This window comes from Polyangium sp. 15x6, assembly GCF_029960785.1.
Lineage (GTDB): Bacteria > Myxococcota_A > Polyangia > Polyangiales > Polyangiaceae > Polyangium.
The window spans coordinates 174,545-193,427 of record NZ_JASBQE010000005.1 but is presented as its reverse complement, the minus strand read 5'-3'; the positions used below and the strand labels follow the sequence as shown (position 1 = coordinate 193,427).

Here is an 18,883-nt window from a genome sequence, read left to right as displayed (position 1 = left end):
CAATACGACGCACGCGAGCCCCGCGGGGTTCGCGTGCGTCCCCCCGCCAGACTCCCCCCTGACGCACCCCGTCGTTGACACCTCCCGCCCCGTGGCCTCATGATGCGCCGCGACGCACTCCCTCATCCACGCGTCGGAAATTGTATGAGCAAACGCAAAGAGCTGTCCTACAAATGGGTCATCATCGGCGGCGGCGTCATCATCTCGCTCTACTTCGTGATGCGCCTGCTCCTGCTCGGCGGGGTCGAGACCTCGATCGTCACGAGCTTTGGCCCCGAGAAGGGCGGCCTCGTCCTCGCCGGCATCGTAGCGTTCGTCTCGTACTTCGTCGGCGGCATCCTCATCGGCATCTTCAGCCCCGGTGAGACGGTCAAGGAGCCAGCCCTCGCGACGTTCATGGCGATCCTGCCGAACGCCATGCACACGATCATCTGGCACCTCCAGTACAGCTACCCCCTCGGCGGCGCCCTGGTCGGCCTCGCGACCACGTTCGTCGTCGGCATCCTCATGGCCGTCGCAGGCGCATGGATCGGCGAAAAGGTCCAGGGCCGGACCGTCGAAAAACTGCGCGAGGAAGGCGAGCTTCCGCCGCCGAAACCCTCGAGCGACAGCAACTGAGCCGCGTCGCCTCGCCCCTCCCTCGCCCTCCCTCCATCTTCTTCACACACCCTCACGACACGCGCGATCCACGAATCAATCTCGTGGTATCCTCGGTCTCATCGTGACCGTCATCGCCGAGGGACAGCTCATCGCCGGAAAGATCCGCCTCGAGCGCCCGCTCGCACGGGGCGGCATGGGCGCGGTCTGGATCGCCCACCACCTCAAGCTCGATCGGGCCGTGGCCGTGAAGTTCATGGAGCCGGGCCTGACCGCCTCCGACACGGCGCGCGCCCGCTTCGAACGCGAAGCGCGCGCCGCCGCGCAAATCCAGAGCGCGCACGTCGTCGAGGTGCACGACTACGGTGTCGAGAGCGAAACGCCCTACATCGTGATGGAGCTGCTCCGCGGCGAAGACCTCGCCGCGCGCCTGGACAAACGCGGCAAGCTCGACCTCGCGGAGGCCCTGCGCATCACGCAGCCGATCTGCAAGGCGCTGCGCCGCGCGCACGAGCTCGGCCTCGTGCACCGCGACCTCAAGCCCGGCAACGTCTTCCTCGCCCGGCAAGACGACGACGAGATCGTGAAGCTGCTCGACTTCGGCATCGCGAAAGCCGTGTCGCCGGGCACGCCGCAGTCGGGTGACGTCACGCGATCGGGCAACCTCGTGGGCTCGCCGCTCTACATGAGCCCCGAGCAGATCCGGAAGTCGAAGGAGGTCGACCACCGCAGCGATCTCTGGTCGCTCGGCGTGATCCTCTACCAGATGCTCACGGGAAGGACGCCGTTCGTCGAGGACGAGGTCGGCGCCGTGCTCGTGGCGATCTGCACCGATCCGATCCCGAAGCCCTCGACCCTCGCGCCGGAGCTCGGCCCCGAGGTCGATCGCTTCTTCGACCGCGCCCTCGCCCGCGATCCCGCCGAGCGCTTCCAGAGCTCGCGCGAGCTCTTCGAAGCCCTCGAAGCGCTGGCGAACAAGCCCGCCGCCGCGGTGAAGGGCACTTCCGTCGCCGCGAGGCACGACACGACCCCCGCGCTCGAGGCGACCGACGAGATCCCGAGCCCGCTGCCGCGCGCGAACGAAAAGAACACCGCAGTCGCGCTCGCCGAGACGATGGCCGTCCCCGAGGGTTCGGGCACGATCACGATGTCGCCCTCCGGCCGGACGCAGGACGACGAAGGCTCCGCGCCGAAGCACAAGCAACGGAGGTTCGCGGCCGCAGGGCTCGGCGCGCTCGCGCTCGGCGCCCTCGGATGGGTGCTGCTCGGCCCGCCCGCGCCGGCCCAGGAAGCGCGCATCGACGGCCCGGGCAGCCCGACGTTGCCGCTGCCGCCGCCCGTGACCGAGCCCGAGGCGCCCGCGCCCACGCAGCCGCCGCCCGCGCCCGAGGCGATCCCGAAGGCGACGCCCGAGGCGCTCGCCGAGGTCGAGACGCAGAAGCGGACGCCCACGGAGGCGCCCGTTCGGAGCGACAAACCGGTCGTTCCTGCCAAACCCGCGACTCCGAAGACGGGCGCGGACGGCAAACCCGAGCCCGCGCCGGCCTCGACGACGAACGAGGACGACGAGCTGCTCGGTCTGTCGAAGCCGGCCACGACGCAGCCCCCGCGATGAATCGTAGCCGCCGCGTCTCCCTCGCCGGAGCCGCGCTCTTGGCGGCGCTGTTCTTCCCCTTCGGATCCCGGGCGGACGAGCCGCCGAAGACCGAGACGGAGACCCCGCCGCCGCCCCCGGAGCCCTCCGAGGAGGAGCTCCGCGAAGAAAACCGCGCCGTCGCCCTCGAAAAAGGCCGCCGCGCGATGCAGCTCTTCCGCGCGGGCCAGTACGCCGAGGCCTATCCGCTCTTCCGCGACGCCGACGAGGCATTCCACACGCCGCAGCTCGTGCTGTACATGGCGCGTTGCCAGGACAAACGCGGCAAGCTCCTCGAAGCGCGCGCGCTGTACGAGCGGACGATCGTCGAGCCGCTGCCGGAGGCGCCATCGAACTCGCTGCTCCGCGCGCGGCAAGCGGCGACCGCGGAGCTCGGCCCGGTGCGCCTGCGTATCCCGACGCTCGCCGTCGACGTACGCGGCCCGCCGCCGACGGAGGTGACGCTGTTCGTGGACGGCGAGCTCTGGCCGATGGGCGAGCCGCGCGAGCTCGATCCCGGCAAACACGAGGTCGAGGCGCTCGCGCGGAGCGGGGCGCGGACGACACGCGAGGTGGAGCTGCCCGAGGGCCGGAGCGTGTCGATCGTCCTGCGCCTCGGCCTCTTCGCGAAGGGCGTGGAGCGGACGATCGAGCCCGCGCCGGCCCCGCCGACGAGGCCGACGTGGAGCATCGTGGCCGCGAGCGGGCTCTTCTCGATCAGCGCGCTCACGCTGGTGACGGGCGTGGTGATGGGCGGGCTCACGCTCAATCGGCGTGAGGTGCTCGAAATGGAGTGCGTGCAAGAGCGGTGCACGCAGGCGGGCTTCGACGCGTACGAGCAGACGAAGACATATGCGTCGGTGTCGAACCTGGGCTTCGGCGCGGCGGCGATCGCCGCGGCGGCGGGGGTCTCGGTGCTGCTCTTCACGCCGAGCACGAAACCCGCGGTCGCGCACGGCGCGCGCGTGGAGCTCGACGTTCGAGGCGGGTTCATGGCCGTGCGAGGCGTGTTTTGAGGCGGGCCGCGCTGCTCTCGATGGGCATGGCGGCGGGGCTCCTCGGCTGCGAGACGTTCATCTCGCTCGGCGAGGATTACACGCAGCAATGCACCACGCTCACGACGGTGTACCGGGACGCGGACAAGGACGGCGAGGGGAACAAGCACGAGCCGCTCACCTGGTGCGGGGATCCGCCGCCCGCATACGTGACGAACACGCTCGACTGCGACGACGAGAACGCCGAGGTGAACACGCGCGGGATCGACGATCAGTGCGACGGGATCGATCAGGACTGCGACGGGAAGACGGACGAGGATTTTCCTCGTCTCGATTGCCCGATTTTTATCGACAGACAAACACCGTGCCAGGGCCGCACGGCCTGCGTGGGCGAAGACGTGCTTTGTTTCGCGCTCTATTATTACGACGCAGACGAGGACGGCGTCGGCAGCACGCCGCGCCTCGTCGAGGAACCCGGGAGCTGCGCGCCGCCGCCCGTGCCCCTGGGCGGAGGCGCGTGGGTGCAGGAAGGAAACGATTGCGACGACGCGAATCCATCCATCCATCCGGGGGCGCGCGAGATCTGCGATGACGGCGTGGATCAGAACTGCAACGGCACCGTCGGGAAGGTGTATCTGCGACAAACGTTTTCGCAGAGCGTGCTGAACACGGGAGCCGCAGCGGAGCGGTGGTCGTCCGGGACGAACAGCGGATTCGTACAGGCGACGCCGGGCGGCGTGGAATGCAATGGCCCGGAGGATGACGTCACGGGCACGGACGACGGCAATGTCGTGGGGGTCGGGCTCGGGGCGTGTGTTCCGGTCGGGACCTCGGGCGAGCTCGAATCGCCGGTCGTGGACACGACGGGCGCGCCGAAGTTGTGGCTTCATTTCCAGCAGTGGATCGATTTCACGCCCGCAGGGACGCTCGGCGCGCCCCCGGCGCTGACGCTGTCGGTGCAACAAGGGCCCCAGCGGACGACGCTGCTCTCGCTGGTGAAACCCGGGCCCACGGAGGCCCAGCCGGTGCCGGGGTGGGACGAGGTGAAGCGCGAGCTCGATGCCTTCACGGGCCCGGCCACGTCGCTCGTCTGGTCCTACGAGAGCGGCGACGCGGCGGGATGGGGCGGATATGCGATCGACGACGTCCTGCTCGTCGACGAAAGTTGCGTCGACGCGCCCTGACTATTTACAGGTCGTCCCTTCGGGCGGGACCTTCCGATCGACGAGGTAATCGGTGACCGCCTGGTCGATGCAGGTGTTTCCCCGAAGAAACGAGATGTGCCCCGGGCCCTCGCGGGTGAGGAGCACCCCCGAGGAGAGCTGCGCCGCGAGCGAGACGGCCCAAGGATACGGCGTGGCGGGATCGCGCGTGGAGCCCACGACGAGGATCGGCGGCGCGCCGGACGCGGAGACGGGCTCGTTCGAGCGCCACGGCTGGAACGCCCAGCGCGCGGAGGGCAGCGCCGTGGCGGGCAAATACGTGCCGATGCGCGGCGCCTTCGCCTGGAGCTCGTTCGTGAGGTCTTGATAGACCTGGGGATCGCTCGGGAACGTGTTGTCGATCGAGGTGACCCCGTAATAAACCTCGAACGATGCGTCATACGTGCCGTCCGCGCTCCGGGCGACATACGCGTCCGCGAATTCGAGCAAACCCGAACCGTCCCCCGCGGCCGCGAGCGCGAGCGCCTCTGCGAGGTATTTCCATTGGTGCTTCTGGTAGAGCGGCTGTGATACGGCGTAGATGAGCTCGCCGGGCCCGATCGTGCGCGTGCTGCCCGGCGGCGCGGGCAGCGGGGAAGCCTCGATCGCGGCCTTCACGGCGTCGTACGCGGCCCACGGGTCGCCCCCCGAGTGGAAGGCGCACGAGGGTTTCGCGGCGCAGTCCGCGAGGAACGCTTCGAGCTCGGCCTCGAAGCCGAGGGCCTGCCCCTCGATGAACGCGTCGCCGGAGACCGTCGGATCGATCGTGCCGTCGAGCACGAGCGCACGGACACGATCCGGGTAGGTCTCGGCGTAGATCGTCCCGAGAAACGTTCCATAGGAAAAACCCACGTACGTGAGCTTCTCGTCGCCGAGGGCCTCGCGGAGGAGGTCCATGTCGCGGGCGACGTTGTTCGTCCCGACGAACGGTAAGAGGTCGCCGCTCCGCTGCTTGCAAGCGGCCGCGAACGCGTCCGCGCCGGCGAGCAGGGCCGCGCGCTCCGCGTCGTCGTCGGGCGTCGGATCGAGCCCGATGAGGGGCGCGAGGTCGTCGACGCAATCGATCGTGGGCGTGCTCCCGGCCTGGCCGCGCGGATCGAAGCTGACGAGATCGAACCGATCCTTGAGGGGCTCTGGCAAAACGATCTGCACCGCGCGCGCCCAGCCCACACCGGATGCGCCGGGTCCGCCGGGATTCATGAGCAAGGAGCCGATGCGCGCGGACGGAACCGCGGCCGGGCGGCGCACGAGCGGAATCGAAAACGTCCGTCCGTCCGGCGCGTCGTGATCGACGGGCACGGAGAACGTGGCGCATTCGAAGCCGCCCCCGCAATCCTCCCAGGAAATGGCGGGAGCAGGGGGCGCTTGCGAGGGATCGGGCTCGCCGCCGCAGCCGAGAAAGAGGGGGGAAACGAGGAACGAAAGGGCCCCGGAGAGGCGCCGCGCGGTGGTGACCATGAGGAGGTTCATGGTACCGCGATGCGAACGCGGGGAGGCTCTAGCTTGCAGGACGCAAACGAGCGCGCCCGCCGAGCGTGTCGAGGTCGTGCAAGCAAAGCCGGGACGGTGGGACGGCCTCGCGGGCGAGATCGGCGACGCGCGCGTGGTGCGTGAAGAAAAGGACCTGCGTCTTCTGCGAGAGCTCGCCGAGGATGGAGAGCGCGGCGCGCGAGCGCGCATCGTCGAAATTGACGAGGATGTCGTCGAGGACGAACGGAATGGGTTCGTTGTGCTCGAAATGGCGCCAAAGGCTCGCCATGCGGAGCGCAAAAAAGAGCTGATCCCGCGTGCCGTCGCTGAGACCCTCGACGCCGACGAGGCCTCCCGCGGGCCGCACGCATTTCAGGATCGGCCGGCCCTCCTCGCCTTCGTCGTCGCCGCGAATCCCCACGAACGACCCGAGCGTGAGACGCTCGAAGAGCTCGGAGGCGCGGCGCACGATCGGCCCCTGGTGTTTCTCCCGGTATTGCTTGATTTCGTCCTCGAGCAGCCGGTACGCGAGCCGCGCGCGGGCATACTCCTCGACGAGGGTCGCCATGGCCGCGAGGTGCTGCTCCGCCTCCTCCGCCGCCTCGGCCGCCTTGCCGCTGCCGTCGAGCAGGGCGAGCCGCTCTTCGAGCTTGCCGATCTCCTTGTCGATGTTGGCGCGCGCCTCGCTCGCCGCCGTGATCTTCTCCTCGACCGCGCGGAGGGCGGTGGCGATGTCGTCGCCCGTGAGCCCCTGGCACTCGGCGACGAGCGCGTCGAGGCCGAGCCCCTCGCCGAAATCGAGGAGCTGTCGTTCGAGCGGGTCGAGCCGCGCCCGGAGATCACGCACCTCCTTCGAGCGCTCCTCGGCGACGACGAGCTCGGAGACGCTCGTCGCGCGAGCCTCGTCGAAGAGCTGGGCGAGCTTGCGTTCGGCGGCCTTGCGCTTGTGCGTCACGTCCTCGAGCTCGCGTCGCTTCTCGTCGAGCTTGTCCGTGACCTCGCGCTTCTTGATGTCGTCCTTCTCGGCGAGGGAGAAGCGTTCGACGAGCATGTCTGCCGCTTGCTCCGTGGGCTCGCCGGCGAGGTCGGGCGCGGCGACGCGCACCACGTCGAGCACGTTCGCGGAAAACCGCTTGGAGTCCTGCTCGATGCCCGCGATGCGATGCCGGATCGCGCCTGCTTTTTCGCATCGCTTCGTGAGCTCGGCCCAGAGCCGCAGGACCTCTTCGGCCTCATCCGGGCGCGTGGCCCGGGCGAGATCCATGCTCTGCATCGCTTCGGCCCACGAGGACGACCACGCGTCGAGCTCGGCCTGCTTCTTCGTGAGATCCGCCTCGAGCTGCGCGGACTCGGCCGAGCGTCGCGCAAGCTCCTTGTCATGGGACTCGCGCTCCGTACGCGCTCGCGCGGCACGCTCGCAGACCGAACGCGCGCGCTCCATCAGCGCCGAGAGAGAGGCTTCTCCCGGCAGGGGAGACCCGAGGAGCCGCGTGAGCGCCTCCTCGTGATCCGCGCGGAGCGTGCGCATCGACGCGAGCTCGGCCTCGGCGGCCATCCAGCGCGCGCGGTCCTCGGCGAGCTTCTCGTAATGCACGAGAAACCCCTTCATCTCCGCAGGCGAGAGCGGCGCGATGCCGGAGCGCGACCACTCCTGCTGCCACTTCGCGCTCTCCGCCTCGCGCGCGCTCGCGAGCGCCGAGAGCGAAGCCGAGAGATCGTCGATCTCCTGGAGGAGGTTCGCGCGCTCGAAGGACAACGTCGAGACCTTCGCGACGCGATCCGCCTCGTGGAACAGGCGTTTCGCGAGATCGTCGGCGTGCCGCACGCGCGCCTCGTAGTCGAGCACCGTCTCGACGCCGACGCGCGCGGGGGCGGCGCGGAACATCGCGACGTCTCCTTGCTCGCTCGCCGGATCCGCGAGGATCGAGCGACGCATCGCGACCCAGAGCGCATCTCGATGCTCACGCGCCGCCGCGACCTCGTCCTCCGTCGGCACGGCCCCGCCGCGCCGCGTGCGCTCGAGCTCCCGATCCACGTCCGCGAGCTTTTTGCGGCGATCCACGAGCGTCTGCGAGAGCCCGCGGGCCTTCGCCTCGTCGTCGGCGAAGGCCCGCTCGAAGCGCTCGATGGTCTCGCGCGACGGCAAGGGCAAGGCGCCGATGCGGTCGAACGGCAACTCGAAGAGCGCGAGCGCCGCGTGCTCCCTGCGCACGCGCGCCCCGAGGTCCTCGGCGACGCGCTCGCGCTCCCGGATGAGTTTGTCGAGATCGCCCTCCCGCTGCGCGCGCTCGACCGCGCGCCCGAGATCCGCGACGTCGGCGAGCGGAGGCAAGCCCGCGCCGCGCTGTCGCTCCTCGGCGAGCCTCGCCTCGACGGTCGCGAGCGCGCTCTCCGCGGCGCGGACCTGGGCGTCGAGCGCCACGTGCTGCTTGACGAGCCCGCGGACGCGCAGCTCCAGCGCCGCGGGCAAACGCCACGCCTCGGCTTGCTCCGCCGTCATCGAGCGACCGAGCCGCGCGCAGATCGCGCGCACCTCGTCCTCGATTTGCCGGAGCTCGCCGCGAAGCCGCGCCCCGTCGCCGCTGGCCTTCCGATGGCTGCCGAGGTCCTCCTGGATCTTCCGGACCGCTTGCGCCTTGTCGAGGAGCTGCGCGGGGACGTCGAGCGATGCGAGCTTTCCTTCGAGCTCGGCGATCTCGGCGCGGAGCCGATCTTCCCACGGACCCGCGTCGGCGATCACGGCCTGCGCGCGCCGCCGATCCTCGGCCGCGGTCTCGGGCAAGAGGACGACGTCGCGGCGCGCTTCGAGCGAGAGGAGGATCTCGGTGCGCTCGGCGATGGGCCTGAGCGCGCGCTTGATCCGCGAGAGGCGCCGGTGCTCGCGCAGCAAGCTCTCCCGCTCGGCCTGGGCCGCGGCGGCGCGCTCGCGCAACACGTCGAGCTCCTTCTTGTGCTCCTCCCAAGCGCGCACGGGCTGCGAGAACGTCTTCTGATCGTCCTTCGCCTTCTTGAACTTCTCGATGACGTGGTTGAGCTTCTTCGTGCGGCCGCGCGGGACGAAGATCTCCTCGGCGCGTTGCTCGAGCTTGCGCAGGAGCGAAGAGAGCCCGGTTTGCCCGAGGCCCGCGCCGAAGAGGCTCTCGCCGAGATCGCCGCGCCCCTCGACGAGCGCGCGTCCGCCCTCGACGAGGCGATCGTGCGAGAGGCCGAACATGGTCTCGAACTGCCCCTGCTCGAGGTTGCCGAGCAGGCGCCGGAGGTGCTCTTCCTCGATCGGCGCGTCCGTACGATCTCGTAAGGTGTTCTTGCGGCCCTTCGTGCGGACGATCGCGAGCTCCTCGTCGTCCTCGCCGCCGATGCGTCCGCCGATGCGGAGGTCGGGCTTCTTGTGACGATGATCGTCCGCAGTGCGCTCGGGGATGCCGAAGAAGAGGCCCGTGACGGCGCGCAGTGTGGTGCTCTTGCCAGCCTCGTTCGAACCCACGACGACGTGCAGCGCACGCGCGGGCGAGGAGAAGTCGAGCTGCAGGTCGGAAAATGGTCCCCAGCGGAGGAGCTCGAGCGCGAGGATCTTCAAGGCGCCTCCCCCTCCGGGAACAGCTCGGGCAGGAGGTAATCCGGTAGGTCCGAGACGAGGCGCCGGACGACGTCGATCTCCTTGATCCGGGGGCCCACCTCGGCCTGGAAATACTCGGGCGGAAGCTTCGCCGCGATGTCGTCGAGCTCCCGCCCGAGCTTTCCGAGCTCGACGTCGTCCTCGGTGATCCATCGGAGCTTGCCGAGGAGCGCGCCCACGGGATCGTCGCGCTCGGCGAGCGCGTCGAGATCGGCGAGGGTGCGCGTGCGGACCTGGACCTTCTCGACCCAGACCTCGCCGAGGTCGTTCGCGAGCGTGCAGAGCTCGGTGCGGAACTTGTCGGGGTCGCGCGAGAGCGCGGCGTGCGCGCGGCTCGGACCGGTGACGGCGACACGCGCGCAGAGGCCACGGCCCATCGCCGCGTCGACCTCGCGCGAGAGCGCAGCGCGGCAGAGCTCGAGGACGTCGTCGGGCGAACGCGCGGGCGAGGCGTCGACCTGGCAGGCGGCCCAGCGCGCGACGTCGAGGACGCGATGCTCGACCGATTTCACGCGCCCGTCCTCGACCGTGACGAGGCTCGCGCCCTTGGGCCCGGTCTCGCGGGCGTGGCGGCCTTGCAGATTGCCGGGAAAAACGATCCAGGGTTTTTCGTGGAGGACCTCGCGCGCGTGCACGTGCCCGAGGGCCCAGTAGTCGTAGCCCTTCTGGACGAGCGACTCGACGCGGCAAGGCGCGTACGGCGCGTGCCCGTCGCGGCCCTCGGCGGCGGTGTGGAGCAGGCCGATGTTGAAGTAGCCCGCCCGCGGCCCGGGGTAGGTCTGGGCGAGGTCCTCGGTCGTCTCGGCGCGGGCGTAGCCGCGGCCGTGCACGGCGACGCCGACGTCGTCGAGAAGGACGGTCTCCGCGCGCGCGGTCGAGAGCTCACGCACGCCCTCGGGCAAACGGAGGATCTTGCTCTTCGCGTCGTGGTTGCCGCGGACGATGAAGACACGGATGCCGGCGTCTCGCAGGCGCGCCATCTGCCGGACGAAGAAGAGGCCCGTGTTGTAGTCGGTCCAGTCGCCGTCGTAGAGGTCGCCGGCGATGAGGAGGAAATCGACGGCCTCGGCGATACACGCCTCGACGAGCGCTTCGAGGGCCCGCCGCGTCGCGCCGCGGAGTTTGTCCGCGGGCGCCCCTTCGTATCGATCCAGCCCGCGCAGAGGACTGTCGAGGTGGATGTCCGCCGCGTGAAAGAACTTCATCGGGGGCCGCGGATACTAGCCGCGGCGCCCCGCACGGTCGATCGATTTACTCGACGGCCTGTGCCTGTTCGATCGCGTCTTCACGCCGATCGCGCAGGTTCACCGCGAGCACCTTCTTGCGCACCCGCACGAACTCCGGCGTGACCTCGACGAGTTCGTCGGCGTCGATCCACTCCATCGCGGTCTCGATGGTGAGAAGCCTCGGGCTCGCGAGCAGGACGTTCTCGTCCTTGCCGTGGTTGCGGATGTTGGAGAGCTTCTTCTCCTTGATGACGTTGCAGTCCGTGTCGTTCGGGCGGTTGTGCTCGCCGCAGATCATGCCCTCGTACACCTCGACGCCCGGCACGATGAAGAACGTGCCGCGCGGCTGCAGGTGGTGGAGCGCGTAGGGCGTCGAGACGCCCGCGCGATCGGCGACGATGGCGCCCGTGGGCCTGCGCATCATGGGCCCGCCCCACGGCGTCCAGCCGTCGAACATGGTGTTGAGCAGGCCCGTGCCGCGCGTCGACGTGAGGAACTCGCCGCGGAAGCCGATGAGCCCGCGCGACGGGACCTGGAACTCCAGGCGCGCCCGGCCAAACCCGGGGTTCGTCATCTTCACCATGCGCCCGCGCCGCGACGAGAGCCGCTCGGTCACGATGCCGACGTACGTCTCCGGCACGTCGATCACCACGAGCTCGACGGGCTCCATGGCCTGCCCATCGATCTCGCGCGTGACGACCTCGGGGTTCGAGAGCTGCATCTCGTAGCCCTCGCGCCGCATCGTCTCGACGAGGATCGCGAGCTGGAGCTCGCCGCGGCCGAGCACGAGGAACGTGTCGGGCGAGTCCGTGGGCTCGACGCGGATCGCCAGGTTCTTCCGGGCCTCGCGCTCCAGCCGATCCTTGAGCTGGCGGCTCGTCAAGAACTTCGACTGCTTGCTCTTGCCCGCGAACGGCGAGGTGTTGACGCCGATCTTCATCTTGATCGTCGGCTCCTCGACGACGATCCGCTCGAGGGCCTCGGGGCGCTGCGGGTCGGCGATCGTGTCGCCGATGTTCACCTCGAGCCCCGCGATGGCCACGACCTCGCCGGCCTGCGCGCTCTCCGCGTTGACGCGCTTGAGGCCCTCGAAGGTGAAGAGCGCCTTCACCGCGCCCTTCGTGACCTTGCCGTTCTCGCCGAGGACCACGACCTCGCCGGCCTGCCGGATGCTGCCGCGCGCGATGCGCCCGACCGCGAGCCTGCCGACGTAGTCGTCGTGCGTCGTGTTGCAGACGATGATCTGCAGCGGCTCCTCGGGGTCACCCTTGGGCTCGGGGACCCGCGCGAGGACGGTCTCGAAGAGCGGCACGAGGTTCGTGAGCTCGTGCTCGAGCTCGCGCTTGCACTGGCCGAGCTTGCCGATCGCGTAGACCGTGGGGAAGTCGGTCTGCGCGTCGCTCGCGCCGAGATCGCAGAAGAGGTCGAAGACCTCGGAGAGGACCTCGTGCGGACGGGCGTCCTGGCGGTCGATCTTGTTGATGACGACGATGAGCGGGAAGCCGCGCTCGAGGCACTTCGAGAGCACGAAGCGCGTCTGCGGCAGGGGCCCCTCGGCCGCGTCGACGAGCAGGAGCGCGCCGTCGGCCATCATGAGGGTGCGCTCGACCTCGCCGCCGAAGTCGGAGTGTCCCGGGGTGTCGACGATGTTGATCTTGACGCCCTTCCAGCGGACGCTCGTGTTCTTCGCAAGGATGGTGATTCCTCGCTCGCGCTCGAGGTCGTTCGAGTCCATCACGCGCTCGGCAACCACCTCGTTGTCGCGGAAAGCGCCCGCCTGGCGGAGCATGTGATCGACGAGCGTGGTCTTACCGTGGTCGACGTGGGCCACGATGGCGATGTTGCGGAGATCCTTGCGGGCCATTTTGAGGCGCCGCTCCTAGCACGCGCTTCGTGACGAGGCGAGCGAGCCCGGCGGACCGCGCGCGCAGGGCGGCCTTCCAGAACAAGGGCTTTTCCGGCATGGTGCGTGCCGAAAAAAATGTTGGATCTGGACGTCTTTCGGCAGCTCGCCGAGGAGCTCATCCCTTTCAACAAGTGGATCGGCGTGAAGGTCGATCACCTCGCGCGGGGCCACGTGACGCTGTCGATCCCGTGGCGCGACGAGCTCATCGGCGACCCCGTGCGCCAGGCGATCCACGGCGGCGTGATCAGCATGCTCGCCGACACGGCAGGCGGGCTCTGCGTGTGGACCGCGATCGAGAACCCGGCGCTCGGACGGGTCTCGACGGTGGATCTGCGCGTCGATTACCTCCGGCCCGGTCGACGCGAGACGCTCGTCGGCGACGCGACCACGGTGCGCGTCGGCGGCAAGCTCGGCTGGGCCGACATCCGGCTCTACCACCCGAGCGCGGCGTCGGAGCTCGTCGCCACGGCCCGCGGCGTCTACGCGCTGAAGAACCCGAAGCAGCCAAGCCGAGACGCCTGACCCCCCGGCGTCCTCTTGGCCATCGGCGGGCGAGCGAGGGTATCCTCGTCGCATGCGACCTTTGACCATGGCGCTCGTCGCCTGCCTCTCGGGCGCCGCGTGCGCGACCGCAGCCGGGCAAGCCTGGGTGCAAGGCGAAGGCGAGCCCGCGCGCGAAGCCGAGCATCGCGGCTGGTCGGACGCGCGGGGCGCGCGGGCGGGGTTTCTCGGAGCCGAGCGCGCGCCCGAACGAACGCCGTTCACGCCGCGCGACACGACGCCCGCGGCCGCTCCCACGCCGAACGCGGAGGAGGTCGTGACGATCACGGCGCAAGGCTCGGGCGCGACGCCCGGGACGGCGTTCCGCAACGGCGAGCGCTTCCGCAACACCTACTACGACTTCCCGAAGGAAGACGCGGGCCCGAAGAACGCGACGATCTACGACGCGAGCTGCAAGCCGATCACGCTCGTCACGCAGGACTTCCACGATCGCGTCTGCGTGCAGGGCAGCGGCCGGCTCTCGACCGGCGAGACCGTGAGCTTCGCCAAGCGCGACTGCGATTGCGCCGCGGTCTGCCCGCGCACGAACCAGAAGATCTGCTTCGAGCGGCTCGACCCCGCCCGCTTCCCCACGGGCCGCGGCGCGCTCGGCAAGCCCATCACGCCGCTGCGCTCGGTGGCCGTGGACTCCTCGGTGATCCCGCTCGGGACCGTGCTCTTCATCCCCGAGTTCAAGGGCGTGAGCTTGCCCGAGGGCGGGCGCCACGACGGCTGTTTCGTCGCCGAGGACCGCGGCATGAAGGTCGTCGGAAGGCAGATCGACGTCTTCACGGGAGATCCCGCCGCGACGATCCGCCTGAACGCGCTCGTGCCCTCGAACCGCGGCGTACGCGTCTACGCAGACGACGCGCGCTGCCGCTCGCTCGTCGCCCGCGGGCCCTGATCCGCGTCTTGCGGCCGCGCCAACCGTTTTCCAGACGCCCGCGAAATCCACACGTTCATCGGAGTGCCCCGTTGCGCCCCCGCGCGCACCCTGGCACCCTTTGGCGAGTCGCCGCGCATGGCTGCTTCGCCCCCTGCCTCCACGACCGGATTGCCCTTCGTCGTCCCTCCGGGGCTCGCACCGACGGCGGAAGCCAACCTGGTGCAGACGCCGCTCCTGCACCTCTACGTGTACCTGCTCGACAAGCTCCTCACGGGGACGCTCGTGCTGACCACGAAGACGGGCGCGCGCGCCGCGGTGTCGTTCGACGAGGGGACGCCGACGCGCGTGATGGATCTCGCGGGCACCCGGTACGCCGAACGAACCCCGCTCGAGCGGGCCATGATCAAGCTCTGCGAGGTCGAGGCCGAGACACGTTACGCGTTCTACGCGGGGCAAGACCTGCTCGCGGAGCGGGGCGCGGCGGTGCCGCGGGTCGAGCCGCTCGCGGTGATCATGGCCGGCGCGCGCGCGTTCGTCGGGGCGCCGCAGGCCGAGGCGACGCTGCTCCGGATCGACGATGTCCCGATGGGGATCGCGAACGGGGCGACGCCGGAGCGGTTCCGGTTGACGCCCGAGGAGCGCGCGCTCGTCGAGCGGCTCCGCAAGCAGCGGACGACGCTCGCCGACCTCGTGAAGACGAGCGGCGTGCCCCCGCGCATCGTGCGTGGCGTGGTCTACGGGATGACGATCACGCGGCACCTGGACTTCGGCGGCTCCACGCGCCCGCCCGTCGGGCTCGAGCGCGCCGCCGCCGCGCGCACCGCGATGACCTCCGACCCGTACGGGTGGCGACCGACGACGGGCACGACGGGCCTGCAGTACGCGGATCAGACCGGGACGCGGCCGCGGGACGAGGTGATCCGCGCGGCCGACCCGACCGGGCCTCTCCAGGCCGTCAAGCGTGAGGGGACCGGGCCTCTCCAGGCCGTCAAGCGCGAGGGGACCGGGCCGCTCCAGGCCGTCAAACGTGCGGCCGACCCGACCGGGCCGATGCCACAGGTCCCATCGCAGGCCGGGCCCCCGAACCACGAGAAGCGCCGCGCCGAGATCGAGGCCAAGCTCGCCTCCGCCCCGAACGAGGACCATTTCCAGATGCTCGGCATCCCGCGCGACGCGACGTCGAGCGACGTCCGAAACGCGTACTTCAAGCTGGCGCTGCTGTACCATCCGGACAAACTTCCGAAGGACCTGCACGACTTGAAGCCCCGGGTGGCGCGGCTCTTCGCGACCGTCAACGGGGCCTACGAGGCGCTGAAAGACGACGCGGGGCGCGCACAGTACCTCGCGTCGCTGAGCGGCGCCGTGCTCGACGAGCAGGCCCAGATCGAACGCGCGGTGAATGCCGCGCTCGAATTCGAGAAGGCCGAGGTCTACCTGCGGAAGAACGACCTCGCCGCCTGCGAGGCCTCCGTGCGGCGCGCCGTGGCCGCCGATCCCGAGCAGCCCGCGTACATTGCCTTGCTGGCGTGGGTCGTGGCGAGCCGGCGGCCGCTCGCGCCGGTGCCCGAGGAGGGCAAGACGAACAACGTCTACGACGACTGCATCACGCAGCTCGACGGCGTCCTCAAGGCGGAGCCCGATTACGAGAAGGCGCTGATCTACCGCGGCCGGCTGCTCAAGCTCGCCGGGCGTGTCCACCAGGCGTACCGGGACTTCAAGCGCGTCACGGTCATCAGCCCGAAGAACATCGAGGCGGCGCGCGAGGTGCGTCTCTACGAAATGAGGCACCCGCCCGAGGACGACGGGCCCGGCTCGAACCCCGGCCGGGGCCTGCTCGGCAAGCTCTTCAACAAGAAGCGCTGAGCATGCCCCGCCGAGATTCGTGGACGTTCAGCCTCCGGGGCAGGTGACGAGAATACCGCCGCCGGACAGGCTGTCGCAGGAGAACTGAAAGCACGGGTCGTTCAAGCACGCGCAATTCGGCGTGCTGCCGCACGCGGCGGGGATCGGCGCGCACTGGTAGGAATCGGGGTAGCCTCCGACGTCCGACGTGGTCTTCTGGCAATACTCCGTGGCCTTGTCGCAGAAGTTGTGGCCGCAGGAGAACAGCTCCTCCCCCGGGGGCTCGCAATTGCCGATGTCGGAGACGTCGTGGCCCGCCTGTGCGGCGTCGCAGGGATTGCCATACACCTTGCCGTCGCAAGCGCAGGTCGGAAAATAAGCGTCCGGGCAACCGGACGGCCGCGGTTTGCAAATGCCCGTGAGGTCGGTATCGCCGCACCGATCATTCGGGAAGTCGCACCACTCGTCGGGTCCACACACGAGCCCGGCGAAACCACCACACGCCGCGCCGCTGGACCCGCCGCCGCCGCCCATACCGCCGCCGCCGGAGGACGACGACGAACCACCGCCGCCGCCCTGACCGCAGGAATCAGCGCCGCAACCGCCACCGCCGCCCTGACCGCCGCCCATACCGCCCGAACCGCCCGCGCCCCCCGAGCCATTGTTCGAATCGACGAACGACACGCTGCAGCCGCCGAGCAGCAAAACACAAAGCGAAGCTGCGCCCAACCATCCATGCAAAGCCAATCGCATCACGGCCTCCAGACACGCCCTTCAGCAAGCGTAATGCCACAGCGTATCACGTTCTTTCGAGGCCCACCGCGAATGCAAAGGCAGGCCGCGATGTCGCGGCGTTGGCCCAGCCTGCGCCAAAAGGATCAGCGCGCCGCGGCCACGGATGTCCCGAGCGCCCGGAGCGCGCGGCAGACCGTCTCGTCCCGACAAGGACCGACACGCCCGCCATGCAGCGCCCACGGCACCTCGCGCACGAGCGCAGAATCCCGCACGTCCGGCCCACGCCAGGGCTCGAGCGCGCGCGAAAGCCGCGCCTCCCGCTCCGTCGCCGCCGGGAGCGAGAGCGTGATCTGCGGCGATATGCCGACTTTCTGGACCGGCGCGCCATCCGGCAAAGAAAAGAGCAATGTCGTCAAACGAAGGACGCCCGCGTGCGCCTCGTCGTCGAGGTATTCCTGCGCGCAGCCTTTGCCATACGTACGGTCTCCAATGACTACACCGCGTCGATAACTCGCGATCGCCCCCGCGATCATCTCCGCCGCGCTCGCGGAGTCGCCGTCCACGAGCACCGCGAGCGGACCCGAATACGACTCTTCCGCGGGGACCTCGGGCGCCCGCTCGACCTCGACGCCGCCATCCCGCCGGCGCATCGGAAAGAGCGCCGCGCCGGGGAGGAAATGGCCGAGCGCCGCCATCGCGCCATCCGTCGAGCCGCCGCCATTCGCCCGCAGGTCGAGCAGCACGCCGCGAACGTCGTGCGCTTCGCGGACGCGCGCGAGCGCCGCGCCGATCCGATCGCCCAGATCATCGGGGACGTCCGGAACCGTGACGACGGCGACGCGACCATCCGCGTACCGGACGACGTCGAAGGGCAGCTCCGGGGGTTCGGCCGGAGGCGCGGGACCTTCCCGCGCGGGCGCAGGCGCGACGACGAGCTCCAAGGGCTCAGCGACATGCGGCCGGAGGATCGTCACGGAAGCCGGTGGGCCGTGCGGCGCACCTTCGACGAGGGCGCTCTGCTCGGCCTGCTCCACGCTCATGCCCGCGAGCGGCACACCACGCACGGAGAGCACGACGTCGCCGTCGAGGAGCGGCGCGAGCGCGCTTCGATCGATGCGGACGCCGAGCGCCGTCCGCGTCATCTCCGACCAGAGGCGAAGCGGCGGGCTCGTCTCGAGGTCGAGGTCGTAGATCGAGATCTCCTCGTCGAGCGGCGCCCACGCGCCATGCGCGTCGAGCTGGGGCACGTACGCGCGCACCGCGGCCGCGATGACCACGCGGCCCCAGGCCTCGGCCGTGAGCTCGGGGAAGAGCCGCTGGCCCGCCGCAGTGACGTACGGGTCGAGCGCCGCGCCGTACGCGGCCCGCGCCGCGCCGACCTCGCGTCCGAGCTCCCGCGCGAGCTCGCGACCCTTGCGCGTGATCGGTCCGTCCTCGAAGGGCGCGGCGGTCACCGTGCGCCAGACCTCGGCGGGCGAGCGCGCTGGGGGGCGGCCTTCGGGGCGACCTTCACGCAGGCCCTCGTCGAAGGACACGCGCAGCGTCTTCATCCAGGTCGCGAGCGAGGCGCCGACCACGTCCGCCGCGGCGCAAGGGCCGCCGTTCGGCGCGGTTTGGAGCTCCCGCAGGAGCCGCTCGCCTTCGCGGCGCACGAGCGGCGCGACGGGCGCGTCGGGCGCGACGGACCAGAGCCCGTGCGGGTCGAGCCAGTCGACGACCCCATCGGCAAACTTTGCGGCTTCGACGTCGGTGACCGGCGCCGCGAGGTTCGCGCGGACCTGCGCGATGATGGTGCGCGCCGCGTCGCAGGAGAGCGCCGCGGGCGCCCCCGTCGGAAGGACGAGGCCGCCGCCCGAGGGCGCGCCGCACTCCGCGCCGAGGGCCTCTTCGTCCGTGACGTCGAGGGTGCGCAGCGACCACAGCGCGATGCCGCGTTGCGCGGGCTTCGGAGGCTCGGCCGGCCGCTGCGCCGCGACCGCGAGGATGGCGGTGGCAGCAGCGAAGTACCACCCTCTGGATGCGAGACGCCTGCCCACGTGTGTCTGGAAAGGGTGTACCACGCCCGGGGCGCGGGGGTGAAAACGGCGTACGAACATCTCGAGGAGCGAGGGGCGCGCGTGGCCCCCGCGACGCCGGGGCGCCCCTCACGGATTCACGCAACCGTTTCGCGCCCCCGGGGCGCCCCGTGACGTTTGCGCGAAACGAGATCGCCCGGTTTCGAGAAAGAGCCTGATT

The 18,883-nt window shown here is 70.2% G+C and carries 13 protein-coding genes; 7 read left to right on the top strand and 6 right to left on the bottom strand.

Annotation, left to right across the window (positions count from 1 at the left end; translation table 11 throughout):
• The first annotated feature begins 144 nt into the window (after nucleotides 1–144).
• From QHF83_RS06335 to QHF83_RS06320, 4 genes are all read left to right on the top strand, one after another.
• The gene (locus QHF83_RS06335; protein WP_282416870.1) at nucleotides 145–618 is read left to right on the top strand and encodes a hypothetical protein; all 474 of its coding nucleotides are present in this window, start codon (nucleotides 145–147) and stop codon (nucleotides 616–618) included.
• A gap of 103 nt (nucleotides 619–721) precedes the next feature.
• Nucleotides 722–2,212, top strand: coding sequence for a serine/threonine-protein kinase (locus QHF83_RS06330; RefSeq protein WP_282416869.1), 1,491 nt, complete (start codon nucleotides 722–724; stop codon nucleotides 2,210–2,212).
• On the top strand, nucleotides 2,209–3,246 hold the full coding sequence (locus QHF83_RS06325; protein ID WP_282416868.1) for a hypothetical protein: 1,038 nt from the start codon (nucleotides 2,209–2,211) through the stop codon (nucleotides 3,244–3,246). Before QHF83_RS06330 ends, QHF83_RS06325 begins: the two co-directional genes overlap by 4 nt.
• A 26-nt stretch (nucleotides 3,247–3,272) precedes the next feature.
• Nucleotides 3,273–4,409 carry a putative metal-binding motif-containing protein gene (locus QHF83_RS06320; protein WP_282416867.1) on the top strand — a complete coding sequence of 379 codons (1,137 nt, stop codon included), beginning with the start codon at nucleotides 3,273–3,275 and terminating at the stop codon, nucleotides 4,407–4,409.
• Here QHF83_RS06320 and QHF83_RS06315 read toward each other — a convergent pair whose 3' ends face one another.
• Genes QHF83_RS06315 through typA form a run of 4 tightly spaced genes read right to left on the bottom strand, consistent with a single transcriptional unit; the run spans nucleotide 4,410 to nucleotide 12,603 of the window.
• Nucleotides 4,410–5,897: an alpha/beta hydrolase gene (locus QHF83_RS06315; protein WP_282416866.1), complete on the bottom strand. Its 1,488-nt coding sequence runs from the start codon at nucleotides 5,895–5,897 to the stop codon at nucleotides 4,410–4,412. It lies immediately after the preceding gene.
• 28 nt (nucleotides 5,898–5,925) lie between these two features.
• Nucleotides 5,926–9,474, bottom strand: a complete 3,549-nt coding sequence (locus tag QHF83_RS06310) for a YhaN family protein (protein ID WP_282416865.1) — start codon at nucleotides 9,472–9,474, stop codon at nucleotides 5,926–5,928.
• Nucleotides 9,471–10,718, bottom strand: coding sequence for a DNA repair exonuclease (locus tag QHF83_RS06305; RefSeq protein WP_282416864.1), 1,248 nt, complete (start codon nucleotides 10,716–10,718; stop codon nucleotides 9,471–9,473). Before QHF83_RS06305 ends, QHF83_RS06310 begins: the two co-directional genes overlap by 4 nt.
• Nucleotides 10,719–10,764: 46 nt before the next feature.
• On the bottom strand, nucleotides 10,765–12,603 hold the full coding sequence (typA, locus tag QHF83_RS06300) for a translational GTPase TypA (protein ID WP_282416863.1): 1,839 nt from the start codon (nucleotides 12,601–12,603) through the stop codon (nucleotides 10,765–10,767).
• Nucleotides 12,604–12,720: 117 nt separating this feature from the next.
• Between typA and QHF83_RS06295 the strand changes: the two genes are divergently transcribed.
• The 3 genes from QHF83_RS06295 to QHF83_RS06285 all read left to right on the top strand — a co-directional run bounded on the left by QHF83_RS06295 (nucleotide 12,721) and on the right by QHF83_RS06285 (nucleotide 15,934).
• Nucleotides 12,721–13,167 (top strand): hotdog fold thioesterase, encoded by a 447-nt coding sequence (locus QHF83_RS06295; protein WP_282416862.1) that lies wholly within the window; start codon nucleotides 12,721–12,723, stop codon nucleotides 13,165–13,167.
• A gap of 52 nt (nucleotides 13,168–13,219) precedes the next feature.
• On the top strand, nucleotides 13,220–14,089 hold the full coding sequence (locus tag QHF83_RS06290) for a 3D domain-containing protein (protein ID WP_282416861.1): 870 nt from the start codon (nucleotides 13,220–13,222) through the stop codon (nucleotides 14,087–14,089).
• A 117-nt stretch (nucleotides 14,090–14,206) separates the two neighbouring features.
• On the top strand, nucleotides 14,207–15,934 hold the full coding sequence (locus QHF83_RS06285; protein ID WP_282416860.1) for a DnaJ domain-containing protein: 1,728 nt from the start codon (nucleotides 14,207–14,209) through the stop codon (nucleotides 15,932–15,934).
• A gap of 27 nt (nucleotides 15,935–15,961) precedes the next feature.
• Here the strand turns inward: QHF83_RS06285 and QHF83_RS06280 are convergent, their stop codons facing one another.
• Both QHF83_RS06280 and QHF83_RS06275 read right to left on the bottom strand, forming a co-directional pair.
• Nucleotides 15,962–16,666, bottom strand: a complete 705-nt coding sequence (locus QHF83_RS06280; protein ID WP_282416859.1) for a hypothetical protein — start codon at nucleotides 16,664–16,666, stop codon at nucleotides 15,962–15,964.
• Nucleotides 16,667–16,791: 125 nt separating this feature from the next.
• Nucleotides 16,792–18,684 (bottom strand): S41 family peptidase, encoded by a 1,893-nt coding sequence (locus QHF83_RS06275; protein ID WP_282416858.1) that lies wholly within the window; start codon nucleotides 18,682–18,684, stop codon nucleotides 16,792–16,794.
• Between the last annotated feature and the right edge of the window lie 199 nt (nucleotides 18,685–18,883).